Origin of the sequence: Rhodovastum atsumiense, from assembly GCF_937425535.1 — a bacterium.
Classification (GTDB): Bacteria; Pseudomonadota; Alphaproteobacteria; order Acetobacterales; family Acetobacteraceae; genus Rhodovastum; species Rhodovastum atsumiense.
The window spans coordinates 4,315,719-4,333,474 of record NZ_OW485601.1; the positions used below are offsets into that span (position 1 = coordinate 4,315,719).

The following is a 17,756-nucleotide window of genomic DNA, read 5'->3' on the forward strand; positions in this document are numbered from 1 at the left end:
ATTCCGTGACGAATGCCGCAATCTATTGAATGAGAATTGGCTATTGAATGCGAATTGCGCCTTGTTCAGTCGTGTGCCCGGGCCGTCGCTATTTTTCATTTTCATGCCCGGCCACGCTGTCATCCCCGCGCGCAGGCCGGCCGACCCTCTGGACTGGCGGTAGAGGGTGGGCGTGGAACAGCTTCTCTTGATCGATAGCGTGCGCGATGACACCTATCGCGCATGACGCCCGGCCCGTACCCGTTCCGCGCCACCCGTGCCCTGCTGCCTATCGAGCCGGAAGATCGCGCGCGCCGTGCCGCGGGCCGGAGGCCGACGCTGCCCTGCGCAGCGTGGCCGGGGCCGACCGGCCCCGTGCTGGCCACGGTGCGGTGACCTCTTCGGACAGACGGAGCTTTTGATGACGCAGACGGGGCTTTTTCCGGCCGCCGGGACCGAACGCCAACCGGCCAGTGCCCCGGCAGGCCCGGCGAAGCTGCTGAAGACCTACGGCGACCTTCCGGCCGGTGAGCGGATGGTGCTGCGGCTGAAGGCACTGGTCGGGCTGCCGACCAACAAGACCACCTTCTTCGAATGCCTCACCCGGGGCAACCTGCGCACGCCGGAAGGCCGGGCCTGGAATGGCCCGCTGGTCAACGCGGCGCTCGAGCGGCTGCGCCGCCAGCGCATGCTCACCGAGGATCTCGCCTGCGTGCCGGCGCTGCTGCATCCCGTGGCGATCGACGCGGTGACCTGCGCGGGCGGCGCGGCGCTGGTCGCGGCGGTGCGCCGTGCCTTCGCGCCACCGCCGCCGAGCCCGTATTCCTTCGGCTACACCCGCACCGAGAGCGACCTGCTCCGCCCGCTGCGGCTCGGCCGGTTGGCGATCTACACCAATGATCCCGCCGAGTTCGCGCTCTGCGGCGAGCAGTACGAACGCATGAACCCGGGGGCGCAGATCTCCCTGGCCGCGACGCTGGGCCGCCAGCTTGCCGAGGCCGGGTTCGCGCCGGACTGGCTCGACAGCCGCGATCCGGCCCTGCAGGTGGCGCTGGTCGAGGGGCGGATCGCCGCCGGCCTCGGCGGTGCGCCGGGGATCCCCGGCATGGTGGCCCTGGTCGAGCGGTATCGCGAGCGCCAGGACCAGCCGGGGCTGGCGCCGGTGCGGACGGCGCTGCTGGCCTACGCGCTGATGGCGTTGCGGCTGGAAGAGGCGCGCGGCCTGCTGGCGCGGCTGCAGGCGGATGCCGCCGAACCGGACCCAGTGCACCAGGGCATCGCGGCAACGCTGCTCTTCCTCGCCGGCGACAATGCCGCCGCGCTGGAGCTCTATCGCGCCGCGCTGAAGCTGCGTCGCAAGCAGACCGGCAAGCGCAAGCTCTTCCTCGACGGCCTGCACGGCCTGTGCTTCGGGATGGCGCTGCTGCGGGCCAACGACGCCGCGCTGCATGCCGAGATCGAGGCCGGCATCAACGCGGTGCCGCTCGAAGGCCGGCCGGACGCCGCGGCGTGGCTTGGGTTGCGCTCGCTGCTGTGGCTGGCACAGGGCAAGGAAGGGCAGGCCCGCGAGCAACTGCGCCTCATGCCGACCTTCTCGTCGCCCGACCCGCTGACGGATGCGTGCTGGGCGCTCGCCGCGCACGCGGTCGATCCCGCGCACACCCAGCACCGCGCCGCCGAGTACGGCGCGCGCTTCGAGGCGCTGCGCGACAGCCTGGCCCTGCCGGCGCGGATCTATGCCGAGATCCTGGCCGACGTGGCGCCGCATCCCACCCCGTACGTGGCCTATCTCGATGCGACCTCGGGCGGGATCGGCGTGCGCTTCACCGGGCTGCTGTGCGTCAGCACGCCCTGGGAACGGGCGCTGGAGAGCCTCGGGCAGATGCTGTTCGCCGGCGAGGGCAAGCCGGAGAAGCAACCCGCCGCGCGCAAGGCGAAGCGGCTGGCCTGGTTCGTCGATCCGGACACGCTCCACGTCGAGGTGGCGGAGCAGTTGGCCAAGGGCCGCGACGGCTGGACCGATGGCCGCCCCGTGGCGCTGAAGCGGCTGTTCGAGCAGGACCCAAGGCTGGACTACCTGACCGAGGCGGATCGGCGGGCGTTACGCGGCATCCGGCGCGAGAGCGCCGGCTGGTACCAGAGCGATCATTTCTATGATTTCGAGCCACGCCGCGTGCTGCCGGCCCTGGTCGGCCATCCGGTGGTGTTCGATGCGCGGACCCGGCACGTGCCGATCGAGCTGGTCGCCTATCCGGTCGAGCTGGTGGTGAGCGAAGAGCGCGGCGGCCTGCGCATCGCTCTCTCGCACACCGCCGAGGCACCTTGCGTGTTCCTCGAAGCGGAGACGCCGCAGCGCTACCGGGTGATCGAGGTGACGCAGAAGCTGCTGGAGCTGCGGCAGATCCTGGGGGCGCACGGCCTGACGGTGCCGAAGGCGGGGCGCGAGCGGGTGGTGGAGATGGTGCGGCGCGCCAACCCCGCGCTGCCGATCCGCGCCGAGATCGCCGCCGTCGACGGCGCCGCGGTCGAGGGCATCGTCACCCCGGTGGTGCAGTTGCTGCCGCAGGGCGATCCGGCGGCCGACGGGGTGCTGCAACTGCGCCTGCTGGTGCGGCCGTTCGGCGCCGAGGGCCCGGCCTATGTTGCCGGGCTGGGCGGGCATTCGGTGCTGGCGCCGATCGGCGGCACGCAGGTCCGGGCGCGTCGCGACCTCGCGGCCGAGCTGGCGGCGCGCCGGGCGCTGGTGGAGGCCTGCCCGACCTTGCGCGACCGCGGTGCCGGGCAGCGCCACGAGGTGACGGTGGAGGGGCTGGAAGCCTGCCTCGACCTGATGCTGGAGCTGCAGGCGCAGGTGCAGGCGGGGGCGGTGCTGCTGGAATGGCCGGAGGGCCGCAAACTCTCCGTCAGCCCCGTCGAGTCCGGGCAACTGCGCTTCAAGGTCCGCCAGGTGCGCGACTGGTTCTCGGTCGGCGGCGAGGTCGCGGTGGCCGAGGACGAGGTGGTGGAGATGCGTTTCCTGCTCGACCGGCTGGACCGGGCGCAGGGACGCTTCGTGCCGCTGGAGGACGGCCGCTTCCTGGCGCTGACGGAGCGCCTGCAGGCGCAGTTGCGCCAGCTCGCCGCGGTGGCGGAGGCCGAGAAGGGCGGGCATCGCGTGCACGCGCTCGGCGCCGTGGCGGTGGACGGGTTGCTGGAGGGGGCGGGCCGGGTCGAGGCCGACGCCGCCTGGCGCCGCCACGTGACGCGGCTGCGCGAGGCCGGCGCCTGGACGCCGGCGGTGCCGAAGACCCTGCAGGCAGAGCTGCGCGACTACCAGGAAGAAGGATTCGTGTGGCTGGCGCGGCTGGCCCGGCTGGGGGCCGGCGCCTGCCTCGCCGACGACATGGGCCTGGGCAAGACCGTGCAGGCGATCGCGGTGATGCTGCACCGCGCCGCCGAGGGGCCCTGTCTGGTGGTGGCGCCGACCTCGGTGGTACCGAACTGGGCGGCCGAGCTGGAACGCTTCGCGCCGACGCTGCGGGTGCACCGGCTCGCCGGGGCCGCGGACCGGGCCGCGCTGGTGGCGGGGCTGGGCAAGGGCGAGGTGCTGCTGTGCAGCTACGGGCTGCTCCACCAGGAAGTGGAGGCGCTGGCCGGGCCGCGCTGGCAGATGGTGGTGCTCGACGAGGCGCAGGCGATCAAGAACGCCGATACCCGCCGCGCGCAGGCGATCCAGCGGCTGCAGGCGGGGTTCCGGCTGGCGCTGACCGGGACGCCGGTGGAGAACGACCTCGACGAGCTGTGGAGCCTGTTCGCGTTCGTCACCCCGGGGCTGCTCGGCTCGCGCGAAAAGTTCCAGCGCCGCTTCGCCGGGCCGATCGGGCGCGACCGCGATCCGGCGGCGCGGGCGGCGCTGCGGGCGTTGCTGCGGCCCTTCCTGCTGCGCCGGACCAAGGCGGCGGTGCTGGCCGAGCTGCCGGCGCGCACCGAGCAGACCGTGATGGTGGAGATGGAGCCCGAGGAGCGCGCCTTCTACGAGGCGCTGCGTCGGCAGGCCCTGGATGCCATCGCCGCGCTGGAGGCGCCGGCGGGGCGGCGCAAGATCCACATCCTGGCGGAGATCGGCCGGCTGCGGCAGGCCTGCTGCAACCCCGCCCTGATCGACGCCCAGGCGGGGGTGGGGAGCGCCAAGCTGGCGGCGTTCCTCGATCTGGTGGAGGAGCTGCGGGCGAGCCGTCACCGCGCTCTGGTGTTCAGCCAGTTCGTCGGCCATCTGGCGCTGGTGCGGGCGGCGCTGGATGCGCGGGGCGTCACTTACCAGTATCTCGACGGCGCCACGCCGGCGGCCGAGCGCGAGCGCCGCGTGGCGGCGTTCCAGGCGGGCGAGGGCGAGCTGTTCCTGATCAGCCTGCGCGCCGGCGGCACGGGGCTGAACCTGACCGCGGCCGACTACGTGGTGCATCTCGATCCGTGGTGGAACCCGGCGGTCGAGGACCAGGCGTCCGACCGCGCGCACCGGATCGGCCAGACGCGGCCGGTGACGATCTACCGCCTGGTCATGCAGGGCAGCATCGAGGAAGGCATCGTGGCGTTGCATCGGGATAAGCGGAATTTGGCGGCGGAATTGCTGGAAGGGGCGGACGCCGCCGGGCGGCTGACCGAGCAGCAGTTGCTGGAGCTGATCGGAGGGTAAGTAAGGCGAGGGCTCCGCCCTCGACCCGGCAGGGGTCAGGAGACCCCTGCACCCCAAGGGCGCTGCGCGGCACAGAATGGGTTCCAAGGGCGAAGCCCTTGGCAGGTCCAGGGCGGAGCCCTGGTGGGGTGCGGGGCAACGCCCCGCCGATCAGGCCGGAGCCTCGCCGTACAGCCAGTCCTCGAAGGCGTTCTGGTCGGCATTGGCCCGTTCCAGCACGGCGCGCGAGAAGACCTCGCTGTCGGCTTCATAGTAGCGGTTGCCCTGCAGGGCGCTGCGGGCGTGGATGGTCTGCGTGCGCGGGATGCGGCTGGCCTCGTAGGCGGCGAGGGCGGCCGTGAGGTCGGCATGGTGGTGCAGGTAGCGGGCGAGTTCGCGGGCGTCCTCGAAGGCCGTGTTGGCGCCTTGCCCCAGGGCCGGCACCATGGCGTGCGCGGCATCGCCGAGCAGCGTGACCCGTCCGTGGCTCCAGCGTGTCAGCGGGGTGCGGTCCTCGATCGGGCGTTCCACGATATCTCCGGCCGGGGTCGCCGCCAGCAGGTCCCCGACCGGCGGTGCCCAGCCGGCGAACAGGTCGATGACCCGTTGTTTCGCGGCCGCGGCGCTGTCGGAGGGCGTGGGCTCGGGCGACAGGGCGCCGGCGCTCCAGAAGGTCAGGCCGTCGCCGATGTCGAAGATCGCGAAGGTCTTGCCGTCGGTGCCGGCGATCATCGTGACGTCCCGGGGCCGCAGCGAGGGATGCGCCAGCCCGACGACGCCGCGCCAGGACAGGCGGCCGGCGTAGCGGGGCGGGCCTTCGTCCACCAGGCTGCGCCGGACCGCGGAATGGATGCCGTCGGCCCCCACCAGCAGGTCCGCCCTCACCGTGGCGCCGTTCTCGAAGCGGGTGACGACGTGGTCGGCCTGCTGCGTGAAGCCGGCCAGCCTGTGGCCGAGATGGATCGCATCCCCGGGCAGGAAGCCGGCCAGGGTTTCCTGCAGGCGCGACCAGAGCAGGTTCAACACCGGCGCGCCGTAGCGTTCCTCGTGCGTCGTGGGGGTGGTGGCGACCAGTTCGCCGCCGGCGCGCCGCAGGTGGAAGCACGCCGCCTCGCTGCCGCGCGGGCGCAGCGCGTCGACGATGGCCGGGTCGATCGCCCGCAGTGCCTTCAGACCGTTGGGAGCGACCGACAGCCCCGCGCCGATCGGGCGGAGGTCACGCGCCTTTTCGTAGACTTCGGCGTCGATGCCCTGTCGGCGCAGCGCGATCGCCGCGGCCAGTCCCCCGAGCCCGCCGCCGGCGATGACGACTTTCCTGGTCATGATGTGCCTTACCCTTCTGCCGAGCCTCGCGTGAACGCGACCCGATCTTCCGGTTTCCGGACGCGGTTGGCCCGGCACGACCGTGGGCAGGGGGAGGGTGTCGCGGACATATGATGGCCGGCGAAAGGGAGTTGCCGCCCGGGGCGAGGTCGATCGGCGGCTGTGTGATCGGTGCGGGATAGGCGGGGCGGGCTGGCGGCCGGTTCGCCGGCTCTGCAGGGAGCCGACGAACCGGCGAGGTTCGGCTAGGTCCAGTTGCCGCCGTGGCCGCCGCCCCAGCCGCCACGATGGACGACATCGGCAACCACGCGGTAACGCCCGCCGCTGCCCCCGAAGTCAAAGGAGAAGTAACCGCCCTGATCCTGCCAGCGATTCACTGTGTAGGAACCGAGATAGTCATCCCGTCCCCGATCGCTTTCGTACAGGCTGAGCGTGCCCGAGCGTTCGAACCTGAGCGGCTGGATATAGCCGAGCCAGTTGGTTTCGCCGCGTTCGACACCGTATCCCGACCAGATTCTCTGCCCGTTCCAGGTCAGATAAGGCTCGTCGCCGCCCCATTCGGTCGGCCGTATGCAGGTGATGGACCGAAGCCTGAGGGCATAGGAAGAGATGGGGGCATGGTCCCCGCCGCCGCCTTGCTGGCCGCCGCCTCCGTAGGGACCGCCGCCACCGCCGCCCTGCTGGCCGCCGCCCCCGTAGGGACCGCCGCCGCCGCCACCTTGCTGGCCGCCGCCCCCGTAGGGACCGCCGCCGCCGCCACCTTGCTGGCCGCCGCCCCCGTAGGGACCGCCGCCGCCACCACCTTGCTGGCCGCCGCCCCCGGAGGGGCCGCCGCCACCGCCGCCGCCCTGCTGGTCGCCGCCCCCGTAGGGACTGCCCCCGCTACCGCCCGGATATTGATGGTTTGTTCCCGGCATTTGTTTCCCCGTTTTCACCAGATTGATCATTTCTTTATCGAAATGAAGCGACGTTTGAAAGGTCGCTTTTCTTCGCTGCTTCCCGACCTCTGCGAGAAGGACGATTGCTTATGTGCTGGTGCTTGCCACGCATAGATGCGGACTGAACGAACAAAAATACAAGTGAGCTGAAAGGTACCGGACGGTCTCTTTCATTATCTTGAAATCTGCAATATTATCAGTTAGTTATCCGTCGTTGCGGAGTGCATAGACGGCTGATCCGCTTGTTGATTCCGCAAATGCGGGAAACCTGGAAGGTATCAGACTACCACAGGTACATGTGGACCAAAGGGTACAAGCGGGGCAGCATGCTTTGATGCGGGGGGTCTTGTTTGTATCATCGCCTGATGAAACTGCCGTGAGCATTGGTATTGGGCGTCGGCATCAAGCATTCGCCGGCAGAAGATCTTGAAACGTTTCAAGAACGTCTCATGTGGAATGTTCCTGAACGAACGGGCAACATATACCTGATGAAAAAGGTCGGCTGCCCCGGGCCGGCGGCCGGTCACCGGGGGGCCTGCCACGTCAGAACAGCTCGCCCTGCGTGGCGGGGGCTTTCGGCTTCGGCGCCTTCAGCACAGAGGGCAGTGCCTCCGCGGTCATCCATTCCTGCAGGGTCTTCGCGGCCAGCTTCGGCGATTGGGCGACCAGCAGCGCAAAGCCCTGCTCGGTGATCGTGGTCACCGACTGCACGCTGCCCTTGCTCAGCACGGTGGCGTGGCTGCGATGCGGCTCGGGCACCAACTGGGTCACGGTGTCGGTGCGGATGCCGAGGATGCGGCAGATGTCGCTGGCGACGATCCACCGCCGGCCGGCCTTGACGAACAGGTGAACCGGCACCGGCTTGTCGCCACGTCCCCTGAAGGTGACGGCGACGGTGGGCTGGACTTCAATGGATCCCATGACGTCATCCATTCCATTGGCAATGGAGCAGGAACGTCGCAGTCTGGAAGAAGCGGCGGCGGATTGCCATCTTCCCGGCCACGGTTGCCGGCTTCACTGTCGCAGGAGGCGGCGTTTTCGCATCTGGCGCGGCATGCGCCCCGATCCTGTTCCAGCCAGGGGCGATTGCCGCGCCGCGTGACCCTGCCGGGGCGGCGGCCGCGGCAGGGAATGCAGGCGGACGGGGGCGCCTACGCGGCCGGCTTCCACTTGATGGAACAGCCGATCGAGGCGATCTGGCCCGGCGGGGCGGTGCCGGTCGCCGCGATCGCGCGCATGGCTTCCAGCAATTCGCGGCGGGCGCCGGGCGGGGGCGGGGTGGTGCGGCCTTCGTCCAGTCGGCCGCGGTATTTCAGCCGGCGCTCTGCGTCATAGCCGAAATAGTCGGGGGTGCAGACCGCGCCATAGGCGCGAGCCACCGACTGGTCCGCGTCGTGCAGGTAGGGGAAGGGGAACTCATGCGTGCGCGCGAAGCCATGCATGGCTTCGAAGGAATCCTCGGGATAGGCCCGGGCGTCGTTGGAGCAGATCGTGGCGAAGCCGATGCCCTCGGCCATCAACTGTCGGGCATCCGCGACCAGGCGATCGATCACGGCTTTCACGTAGGGGCAGTGGTTGCAGATGAAGACGATGACCGTTCCGTTCCTGCCGGCGATGTCGTCGAGCGTATAGGTCCGGCCATCGGTGCCGGGCAGCCGGAAGTCGACGGCCGGGGTTTCCTGCGTGAGCGGCGGTGGCGTGGCGGCCATTGCGGGGGGACCTCCTGAGGTGGGGGCGGCCCGCATCGTAACATGCGGGCCGCCGTTCCAAGAGGGGCGGCGGTCGGGCCGGAGGGATCACTTCGCCTGCATGTCCCGCCGCGGCGTCTGTCCCCCGGGGGCCATCCGCCTCATCCGGGCAGGGTGTCTGCCTTGGTGGCGCCGCGGGTGCCGAGCGGCTGGTCCGGGCCGGTGGTGGTGTCCCGCGCCGTCTGGTGTTCGAGCTCGGCGTTCACCTCGGCGCCGAGCAGCACCACGATGGCGGAGATCCAGATCCAGGTCATGAACCCCACCGCCGCGCCGAGCGAGCCATAGGTCTTGTTGTAGCCGCCGAAATTCGCCACGTACCAGGAAAAGCCGGCCGAGCCCGCCATCCACACCAGCACCGCGAGCACGCTGCCCCAGGACACCCAGCGCCAGCGCGCCTGCTCGCGGCTTGGCCCGAAGCGGTAGACGAAGGCCAGGAACACCGACATCACCCCCAGCAGCAACGGCCAGCGCAGCAGCCGCAGCGCCCAGGTGATCGCCGGGCCGGGATCGATCATGGCGAGCGCCACCGGTACCGCCACGATCGCCGCCATGCACACCGCGGCGAAGGCCAGGCTGCCCATGGTGAAGACCAGCGACACCAGCGTCCGGCGCACATAGCCGCGCCGCTCGCGCTCGTCATAGACGACGTTCAGCGCATCGAAGATCGCCTTCATGCCCTGGTTGGCGCTCCAGAGCGAGGTGGCCAGCCCGAGCAACAGCCCGACGCCGAGCGCCTGGTTGCTGCTGGAGGCCAGCGCGCGCACCTGCCCGGTGATGATCTCCACGCCCCCGCCCGGCAGCAGCCCGGCGAGCGCGTCGACCTGGGTGGCGATCGTGGCGGGATCGGCGAACAGCCCGTACAGCGAGACGAAGGCGGCAAGGGCCGGGAACAGCGCCAGCAGCGCGTAGAAGGTGATCCCGGCTGCCTCGGTCATGAGGCGGTGGTCGGAGAATTGCCGCGCCACGCGCTGCGCGATCTGCCACCAGCCCGCCGGCGGGATCTGCGCGGGGTGCGCGGCCCCGCCGCCCGGCCGGGCTTCCTCCGGGCGGGACCCCGGCCGGGACAGGGCGGGCCGGGACAGGGCGGCAGCATCGCCGTGTTGCACCACGGGGCGGCGCGCACCGGCCAGCAGGCTGAGCCCGAACGCGGCCAACGTCGCGGCGAAGGCCAGTTTCCAGTCGGATCGCATCGCGCCTTCCCTCCTCTGCGCGGCTGGCAACGCGGCAACCCGGCACGGGTGCCGCGGAGGGCGGTGCGGCAGCGGCCCCGCCGCCTGGAGGGGAGGATGTCGGGCATCTTTTGGTACACATACCACCGTACATGTACCCTGGGCCTATTGTGCACTGTGGTCCCAAGTGCCAGGTGAAGCAAATCCATAATGGACCGCTTTCACGATTTATGCTTGCATGAATTCAGAAAAGCTGTGGGGTTGACTGGCCAATATTCAGAATATTGGCTGATGAATATCATTATTATTTTAACAATAATGTTAGTCTTCTGCGGCGACCAGGCATTCTGGTGAACACGAAACAACCGTGGACGACGAACAAACAATCTAAGGCAGGAGAAATAAAAACGAAATATTGCTAAGCTGTAAAATACAATGCGAAGAAATACATCTGGATTCTTCGTGGCTGCTGTGCCCGTCAAGGCGCGTCATCAACACATCAACAAACCGGAGGCAACAATGGTTTCGACTCTCCAGCCGATCGTTCCTCGCCCCTTCCCCGGCCCGTTTCCTGGCCCGTTCCCGCCCCCGTTCCTGCGGGATCGGATCCCCGGCGACACATCCACCAATGCCAGCATCTCCGTCACCGGGACGCCGAGTGCCAGTGGCAGCACCTCCAGCAGGATCAACTACTCGGGCGACCATGACTGGTTCAGGGTGGAGCTTCGTCCCGGCGAGCTGTACCAGTTCGAGGCGAACACTCCGAACTCCTTCCTTGATCCGACGCTGGCGCTGCGCGATGCGTCCGGGGCGCAGGTGGCCTACAACGATGACCGGGGTTCCGCGGTCGATCCGGCCAGCCCGCTTGACTCGCGCCTGACGTACCGTTCGGACAGCGGCGGCACCTATTATCTCGACGTCGGTGGCTACGCCAACAGGAGCACGGGGGACTACACGGTCCTCGCCAGGGAGGTGCCGGCCAATACATCCACCTACAGCTCGATCCGTCCCAACCAGACGATCCGGGGCGACATCCAGGACGCGAACGACCAGGACTGGCACCGTGTCTTCCTGCAGGCCGGCCGGGACTACAGCTTCGACGTGACCGGGAACGGGCCGAACGACACCCTTGGGGACCCGACCCTCGCGGTTCGTGACGATTCGGGGGCGCGACTGGCCTACAACGACGATTCCAACGGCACCAACAACTCGCACATCGACTTCACGCCGGGCAGCAGCGGCAATTACTACCTCGATGTCGGGGGCTATAGCTCGAGCTCGGGCGCCTACACGCTCACTGCCTGACCCGGCCCGGCGAAAGGTCCGACCTTCGCCGGGTGGGATCGCGCGCCGGCCTGACGGGAGCGAGGGCCTGACGGGAGCGAGCCGCCGCCGCGCGGCCCGCTTCCGCCTCGTTGATACCCGGGCAGGGCGCGACGCCGCGTGCCATGGCCTGCCGGGTCATCATTCGTGTCGATTGGAAGGGGGGGGCAAGGTCCGCGAATCCGAGGTTGATAAATACTGAGTAAAATAAACCAGAAAAAAGTAATCTCAAAAAATTTATTCCCTCCCAATCCGATACAAGATAGTAAAATATTCGTAATCATCTTATAATTGGGGAGAATGAAAAACGTTGATTATTTTCGTGCGTTAACGAATGGATCTTTATTTCTTATTGTGTCGGCATGTCCGGCGACGCAGGCCTGGGGGTTCCCCTCAGGTCTTGCCCGTGCAGGCTGGTGACGGGCGCCTGAGCGGCCAGTGAGACCATCGCGCAACCGGCCGATATGCCACGGCTTCCTGCCGGTCAGTCGAGCCTGCCCATGGCGGCCGGCGGAGATGCGGCCCTGCACTGCATCCCGACGGTCGCGCCCCTGATCAGCGCCGGTTCCTCCATCGTGTGAGGCCGGCGCCACCCAGGCGCAGATGGGCCGGCAGGGCGCGCACCGCCACCCCCGCGCGCGAAAGCGCAGATGGCGCTTCCCCTGGCCGCCTTGCACGTCCTGGTTCGTTCCCCGCGGTCCGATGCATCCGACATGCGGTGATGAAACAGGCAGAGGAAGAGGATGCGCAGAATTCACCTCTCCGTTCGGAAGCATCATAAGGAGGTGTTCACGTATTCAGGAGCGTCATGATCAGATATAGACAGCATTCTAATTTGAGAGGTTGTCTCTTTTCAGTTTTCACAACGCAGGCTTGAATATAAAAACCTGAAATATTGTCGAGAAGAATGGTATAGATCTATTGAAGTTATTATGACAACCGTCAGTTTATTTTCTTATGCACCATAACCTGTGGGGGATGGTCGGGCCGCGCCACTGAAGGGCGGTTCCGACCGCGGGGGCGGGCCGGGCAGCAGCAGCATGTCCGGGGGGCACCGGGGGCCGCAGCCGCGGCCGTCTGCGCGCGACCGCGAAAAGGGGGCAATGGCAAGGAGCCGGACACGGAGATGGGGCACAGGCGAAGGGGTGAGGCCATGCTGCAGGACATGCTCCCCGGTCCGTCCACGATGGCGAGCGTCACGGCACATCTCGGGCTGCTCGAGGCGTTGAGCGTCGCGATCTACACGACCGACGCCGAGGGGCGGATCACCGCCTACAACGAGGCGGCGGTGACGCTCTGGGGATGGCGCCCGCCGCTCGGCACCACCCGCTGGTGCGGGTCCTGGCGGTTGTTCCGGCCGGACGGCACGCCGATGGCGCATGACGACTGCCCGATCGCGGCGGCGATGCGCGAAGGCCGCCCGCTGCGCGGCAACGAGGCGATCGCCGAGCGGCCCGACGGGACGCGCGTGGCCTTCATTTCCTACCCGGCGCCGCTGCGCGATCCGGTGGGTCGGGTGCTGGGCATGGTCAACGTTCTGGTCGACATCTCTGGCCGCAAGACGACCGAGGCCGCGCTGGCGGCGAGCGAGGCGCGGCTGCGCCTGGCCACCGAATGCGCCGGGATCGGCACCTGGGAGGAAGACCTGCGGACCGGACGGGGGCAGTGGTCGGCGGAGAGCATGGCCCTGCTGGGCATCGACCGCGCCAATTTCACCGCCGATGACTGCGTCGAGCCGGTGCATCCGGCCGACCGCGCCATGGTGGCCGAGGCCTGGCAGCGCGCCGTCGAGGGCGGCGAGCATTTCGACCTCACCTTCCGCTCCGCCAGGCCCGCCGGCGATGGCAGCGAACGCTGGCTGCTCGCGCGCGGCCGGGCCGAGCGCGACGCGGCGGGCGTGCCGGTGCGCGCCGCCGGCGTGCTGTTCGACGTGACGGCGCGCCATCGCGTGGAGGCGGCGCTGCGCGAGAGCGAGGCACGCTTCCGCGCCTCGCAGGAACTCTCCCCGGTCGCCTTCGCCATCCTGCGCGCGGTGCGGGCGGAGCAGGGGGCGGTCGCGGATTTCGAGTTCGAATACGCCAACCCCGCCTGCCTGGGCATGCTGCGGGCCGGCGGCAGGCAATTGCAGGGCCGGCGCCTGCTGTCCTGGCTGCCGGACAGCCGCGAGCACCCGCTGCTGTTCCCCCGCTTCGTGCGCATGCTGACCGAGGGGCGCGGCGGCGGGGAGGTGGAACTTCATTACAACGCCGCGGGCATCAGCGGCTGGTTCCGCACCGGGGCGGTGGCGATCGATGCCGAGCGGATCGCCGTCTCCGCCGAGGACATCACCCAGCGCAAGGAGACGCGCGAGGCGCTGGCGCGCAGCCATGCCGAGCTGGAGCGGCTGGTGGAGGAGCGCACCACTGCCCTGCTGCGCGAATCCGAGGAACGCCGCTACGCCGAGAAGGCGATGCGCCAGAGCGAGAACCTGGCAGCCCTTGGCCAGCTCGCCGGCGGGGTCGCGCATGACTTCAACAACATCCTGCAGATCGTGGAGAACTGTACCACCCTGCTGGATTGCGAGCTGGAAGGCGATGTCGGCGCGCGCGAATACACCGAGATGATCTTCGGCGCCGCCGAGCGCGGCAACGCCATCACCCGCCGGCTGCTCGCCTTCGCCCATCGCGGCGACCTGCGCCGCGAGCGGATCGACCCGGTGACGCTGCTCGGCGACGTGCGCCACGTGCTGGCGCACACCCTCGCGAGCCCGGTGGTGGTGCACTTCGAGATCCGCCCCAACCTGCCGGCGCTGCTGGCCGACCGCGGCCAGTTGGAGACGGTGCTGATCAACCTTGCCGTCAACGCCCGCGACGCCATGCCGGAGGGCGGCACCCTGACCTTCGTCGCCACGGTCGAGGAGATCCAGGCGGGGCAGGCGCACCTGATGGGGCTCGATCCCGGCCCCTATGTCCGCCTGACCCTGCGCGACACCGGGGTGGGCATGGACGAAACCACGCTGACGCGGGCCTGCGAACCCTTCTTCACCACCAAGCAGCGCGGCCACGGCACCGGGCTCGGCCTGTCCATGGCGCGTGGCTTCGCCGAGCAGTCGGGGGGGGCGCTGCTGATCGAAAGCGCCCCCGGCCAGGGCACCATCGTCACGCTGTGGCTGCCGCGGGCCGATCGCGCGCCGGAGCAGGCGAGCCCGCGGCCGGGCGGGATGAAGGTGCTGGGGGCGGCGCGGCGGGTGCTGTTCGTCGACGACGAAGGCGCGATCCGCCGCACCGTCGGCACCAGCCTGCAGAAGGCCGGTTTCGTCGCCCATCTCGCCGAGGGCGGCTGGGAGGCGCTGGCGTTGCTGGATGCCGGCGAGACGGTCGATGTCATGGTCACCGACCTGGTGATGCCCGGCATGAGCGGCATCGGCCTGATCCACCAGGCGCAGGTGCGCCGCCCCGGCCTGCCGGCGATCCTGCTGACCGGCTATGTCGGCGAGGACGTGCAGCAGGCGATGCGCAGCGAGACGGGCGTGCGCTTCGCGCTGCTGCGCAAGCCGATCAGCGTGCCCGAACTGATCGACCGGATCAGCGAGGTGCTGGCCGGAGACCCCGCGGCGCTGCCGGAGCCGCGGCCCGGCGGCTGATGCCGCCAGCCCGCAGGGCTGTACCCCAGAACAATCCGCCGAAGGTGCGGGCGGCGACAGCATTGATGCACGACAGCAAAGCAATCGTTGGCATAATATTATCACATTCAAAATTAACAATTGGTTGATTTTCAGCCTGTGCCTCTGTAGTTGCGGTGGATAACAGTCTTCGTGCAGGGGATATTTCATGTGGCTCGGCCTGCCGGCACTGGTCCGTGTCCGGATCAACGCCGTCCCGCGTGGCCGCCTCCGCGGTCGGCCGGTTCGCCCGTCCGCCCGGACCTGGCGGATGCGGCGGGGCGTCTAGGCGGGCCGCCATGTTCATCGACCGGCTGTCCATCCGCAGCAAGCTGGCGTTTGCCTTCGCCGCCCTGGTGCTGATCCTGGCCGTCACCGACGGCATGGCTATCCGCGCCTCCATGGCGCTGCGCGATCATACCGTCGAGATCGTGGACAACTGGATGCCCTCGACGATGCAGCTCGGCCGGCTGGCCGAAGGGATCGCGCGGCTGCGTCGCAACCAGGGCTCCGCCATGATCGCGCATCTGCACCGGATCGGGGGCGGCGGCGGCAACGTCTCCGGCGCCCGTGGCCCCGAGGCCCGCCGGCAGATCGACGCGGCCTGGAACGGCTACAGGCCGCTGGTGAGCCAGGGCGAGGAGCAGCGCCTCGCCGACGACATCGGCGGACAGTTGCAGCGGTTCCTGGACATGGACGCCGCGTTCCGCGGGCTGCTCGCGGCCGGCGAGACGGAACGGGCGATCGCCTTCGAGGCCGGGGACTTGCGCGAGACCTATCTGCGTCTGCAGGACGCCGTGCATGCCGACCAGGACTTCAATCGGGCGATGGCGGTGCAGCTCGGCCGGCAGGCGCGCGCCATCGGGCGGGACGTGCTGTGGCGGACGGGCACCGCCACGGCGCTTGGGGTATTGACGGCGCTGCTCGCGGCGATGTGGCTGAACCGCACCGTGACGGCGCGGATCGTGCGGCTGAGCCGGATCATGCGCCAGCTCGGCCGGGGCGACTGCGCCTTCGACCTGCCCTGCGTGACGCGGGCCGACGAGATCGGCGACATGGCGCGCGGCATCGAGCTCTGCCGCGAAAACATCCTCGCCCGGCGCGAGGGCGAGGCGGCGTTGCGGCGCACCAACCTGCAGTTCGACGCCGCGCTCGGCAGCATGCTGCAGGGGCTGGTGGTGTGGGACCGGGAGCTGCGGCTGCAACTGGCCAATGTCCGTTTCTTCGAGATCACCGGCCTGCCCGCGGATGCGCTCGCGCCCGGCATGAGCGTCGAGGCGGTGTGCGCGGCCGGCCTCCGGCACGGGTTCCATCCCGACGAGGATCCCGACGCCGCCTGTGCCCGCTACCGGGCGCTGCTGGCGTCGCGGCACCCCCACCAGCACGAGGCCGAGCTGCGGCCGGGGCTGCTGGTCAAGCTGTTCTTCCAGCCGATGGCCGACGGAGGCTGCGTCGTCACGCTGGAGGACATCACCGAACGGCGCCACAACGAGCAGCAGATCATCCACATGGCGCGCCACGACGCGCTGACCGGCCTGGCGAACCGGGCCATGTTCCACGACTGCGTGGAGGAAGCGCTCGGCCATGGCCCGGGTGCGGGCTTCGCCGTGTTCTGCCTCGACCTCGACCATTTCAAGGACGTCAACGACACGCTGGGCCATGCGGTGGGCGACGGCCTGCTGCGCCAGGTCGCCGAGCGGCTGCGGCACTGCCTGCGCGGGCACGACCCGGTGGCACGGCTCGGCGGCGACGAGTTCGCCGTGCTGGTCGGCGAGCTGGAGGCGCCGGAAGCAGCCATCGCCCTGGCCGGACGCATCATCGAGCGGGTCGGCGCTCCCTACGAGGTGGACGGCCATCCCGTCGTCATCGGCGCCAGCATCGGCATCGCCTTGGCCGGGCCCGACACCCGGCCGGGCGACCTGCTCAAGCGCGCCGACGTGGCGCTCGACAAGGCCAAGGAGGAACGGGGCAGCGCCTGCGTTTTCGTGCCGGGCATGGACGAGCACCTGCAGCTGCGCCGCGGGCTGGAGGCGGATTTGCGCGCGGCCGTGCAGGCCCGCGAATTCGAGCTGTTCTACCAGCCCCTGTTCAGCCTGGCGCGCAACCGCGTGACCGGGTTCGAGGCCTTGCTGCGCTGGCGCAGCCCCCGCCGCGGCATGGTCTCGCCCGCCGAGTTCATCCCGCTCGCCGAGCAGACCGGGCTGATTGTGCCGATCGGTGAGTGGGTGCTGCGCACCGCCTGCGCCGAGGCGGCGGGCTGGCCGGAAGAGGTGAAGGTGGCGGTCAACCTCTCGCCCGTACAGTTCCGCAGCCGGGGCCTGGTGGAGACGGTGCGGGAGGCGCTGCAGGAAAGCGGCCTGGCACCGGCACGGCTGGAGCTGGAAATCACCGAGACCGTGCTGCTGCAGGAAACCGAAACCGTGATGTCCCTGCTGACCCGGCTGCACGAGCTTGGCGTCAGCATCGCCATGGACGATTTCGGCACCGGCTATTCCTCGTTGAGCTATCTGCGACGATTCCCCTTCGACAAGATCAAGATCGACCAGTCCTTCATCCGCGAGCTGCAGGCCCCGCCAGCCGGCGCCCCCGCCGAGCCGCCGGGCTGCGCCGCGGTGATCGTGCGTGCGATCGTGGGACTGGGCGAGAGCCTGGGCATCCAAACCATCGCCGAGGGCGTGGAAACCGCGGCGCAACTGGCGCAATTGCGCCAGGAAGGCTGCACCGAAGTGCAGGGCTACTTCATCAGCCCGCCGCGGCCGGCCGCCGAGGTCGGGGCGCTGCTGGCACGGCTCAATCCGCCCGGCAGCGGAGTGGCGCGGGAGCGGGAAGAGGCTTGAAGGCAAGGCAAGGGCTCTGCCCTTGACCCGGCAGGGGTCAGGGGACCCCTGCACCCCATGAGCGCTGCGCGGCATGGAATGGGTTCCAAGGGCGCAGCCCTTGGTCGGTCCAGGGCAAAGCCCTGGTGGGGTGCGGGGCAACGCCCCG

Annotated in this window: 10 protein-coding genes; 5 read left to right on the forward strand and 5 right to left on the reverse strand. The window is 69.4% G+C overall.

Going from position 1 to position 17,756, the window contains the following annotated elements; all coding sequences use genetic code 11:
* The first annotated feature begins 222 nt into the window (after positions 1-222).
* Both NBY65_RS19555 and NBY65_RS19560 read left to right on the forward strand, forming a co-directional pair.
* Positions 223-375: a hypothetical protein gene (locus NBY65_RS19555; RefSeq protein ID WP_162530818.1), complete on the forward strand. Its 153-nt coding sequence runs from the start codon at positions 223-225 to the stop codon at positions 373-375.
* 25 nt (positions 376-400) lie between these two features.
* The gene (locus NBY65_RS19560) at positions 401-4,651 is read left to right on the forward strand and encodes a DEAD/DEAH box helicase (protein ID WP_150044165.1); all 4,251 of its coding nucleotides are present in this window, start codon (positions 401-403) and stop codon (positions 4,649-4,651) included.
* Between the two features lie 150 nt (positions 4,652-4,801).
* On the opposite strand, the gene NBY65_RS19565 is transcribed toward NBY65_RS19560, so the two are convergent.
* From NBY65_RS19565 to NBY65_RS19585, 5 genes are all read right to left on the reverse strand, one after another.
* Complete coding sequence (locus tag NBY65_RS19565) at positions 4,802-5,953, reverse strand: FAD-dependent monooxygenase (protein WP_150044163.1); 1,152 nt, start codon at positions 5,951-5,953, stop codon at positions 4,802-4,804.
* 245 nt (positions 5,954-6,198) lie between these two features.
* Positions 6,199-6,870, reverse strand: a complete 672-nt coding sequence (locus NBY65_RS33885) for a hypothetical protein (protein ID WP_284347518.1) — start codon at positions 6,868-6,870, stop codon at positions 6,199-6,201.
* Positions 6,871-7,434: 564 nt separating this feature from the next.
* Positions 7,435-7,812, reverse strand: coding sequence for a BRO-N domain-containing protein (locus tag NBY65_RS19575; RefSeq protein ID WP_162530817.1), 378 nt, complete (start codon positions 7,810-7,812; stop codon positions 7,435-7,437).
* 230 nt (positions 7,813-8,042) lie between these two features.
* On the reverse strand, positions 8,043-8,600 hold the full coding sequence (locus NBY65_RS19580) for a thioredoxin family protein (protein ID WP_150044159.1): 558 nt from the start codon (positions 8,598-8,600) through the stop codon (positions 8,043-8,045).
* 140 nt (positions 8,601-8,740) lie between these two features.
* Positions 8,741-9,829, reverse strand: a complete 1,089-nt coding sequence (locus NBY65_RS19585) for a YihY/virulence factor BrkB family protein (RefSeq protein ID WP_150044157.1) — start codon at positions 9,827-9,829, stop codon at positions 8,741-8,743.
* Positions 9,830-10,327: 498 nt separating this feature from the next.
* Between NBY65_RS19585 and NBY65_RS19590 the strand changes: the two genes are divergently transcribed.
* The 3 genes from NBY65_RS19590 to NBY65_RS19600 all read left to right on the forward strand — a co-directional run bounded on the left by NBY65_RS19590 (position 10,328) and on the right by NBY65_RS19600 (position 17,608).
* Positions 10,328-11,113, forward strand: coding sequence for a pre-peptidase C-terminal domain-containing protein (locus NBY65_RS19590; RefSeq protein WP_162530816.1), 786 nt, complete (start codon positions 10,328-10,330; stop codon positions 11,111-11,113).
* Positions 11,114-12,284: 1,171 nt separating this feature from the next.
* Positions 12,285-14,753 carry a PAS domain-containing protein gene (locus NBY65_RS19595; RefSeq protein ID WP_162530815.1) on the forward strand — a complete coding sequence of 823 codons (2,469 nt, stop codon included), beginning with the start codon at positions 12,285-12,287 and terminating at the stop codon, positions 14,751-14,753.
* A gap of 317 nt (positions 14,754-15,070) precedes the next feature.
* On the forward strand, positions 15,071-17,608 hold the full coding sequence (locus tag NBY65_RS19600) for an EAL domain-containing protein (RefSeq protein WP_150044151.1): 2,538 nt from the start codon (positions 15,071-15,073) through the stop codon (positions 17,606-17,608).
* Positions 17,609-17,756: the final 148 nt, after the last annotated feature.

What these genes read in the sequence shown, in the direction of transcription:
- NBY65_RS19555 (WP_162530818.1), top strand. Translation starts at nt 223, where the DNA reads ATGACGCCCGGCCCGTACCCGTTCCGCGCCACCCGTGCCCTGCTGCCT.
- NBY65_RS19560 (WP_150044165.1), top strand. Translation starts at nt 401, where the DNA reads ATGACGCAGACGGGGCTTTTTCCGGCCGCCGGGACCGAACGCCAACCG.
- NBY65_RS19565 (WP_150044163.1), bottom strand. Translation starts at nt 5,953, where the DNA reads ATGACCAGGAAAGTCGTCATCGCCGGCGGCGGGCTCGGGGGACTGGCC.
- NBY65_RS33885 (WP_284347518.1), bottom strand. Translation starts at nt 6,870, where the DNA reads ATGCCGGGAACAAACCATCAATATCCGGGCGGTAGCGGGGGCAGTCCC.
- NBY65_RS19575 (WP_162530817.1), bottom strand. Translation starts at nt 7,812, where the DNA reads ATGGGATCCATTGAAGTCCAGCCCACCGTCGCCGTCACCTTCAGGGGA.
- NBY65_RS19580 (WP_150044159.1), bottom strand. Translation starts at nt 8,600, where the DNA reads ATGGCCGCCACGCCACCGCCGCTCACGCAGGAAACCCCGGCCGTCGAC.
- NBY65_RS19585 (WP_150044157.1), bottom strand. Translation starts at nt 9,829, where the DNA reads ATGCGATCCGACTGGAAACTGGCCTTCGCCGCGACGTTGGCCGCGTTC.
- NBY65_RS19590 (WP_162530816.1), top strand. Translation starts at nt 10,328, where the DNA reads ATGGTTTCGACTCTCCAGCCGATCGTTCCTCGCCCCTTCCCCGGCCCG.
- NBY65_RS19595 (WP_162530815.1), top strand. Translation starts at nt 12,285, where the DNA reads ATGCTGCAGGACATGCTCCCCGGTCCGTCCACGATGGCGAGCGTCACG.
- NBY65_RS19600 (WP_150044151.1), top strand. Translation starts at nt 15,071, where the DNA reads ATGTTCATCGACCGGCTGTCCATCCGCAGCAAGCTGGCGTTTGCCTTC.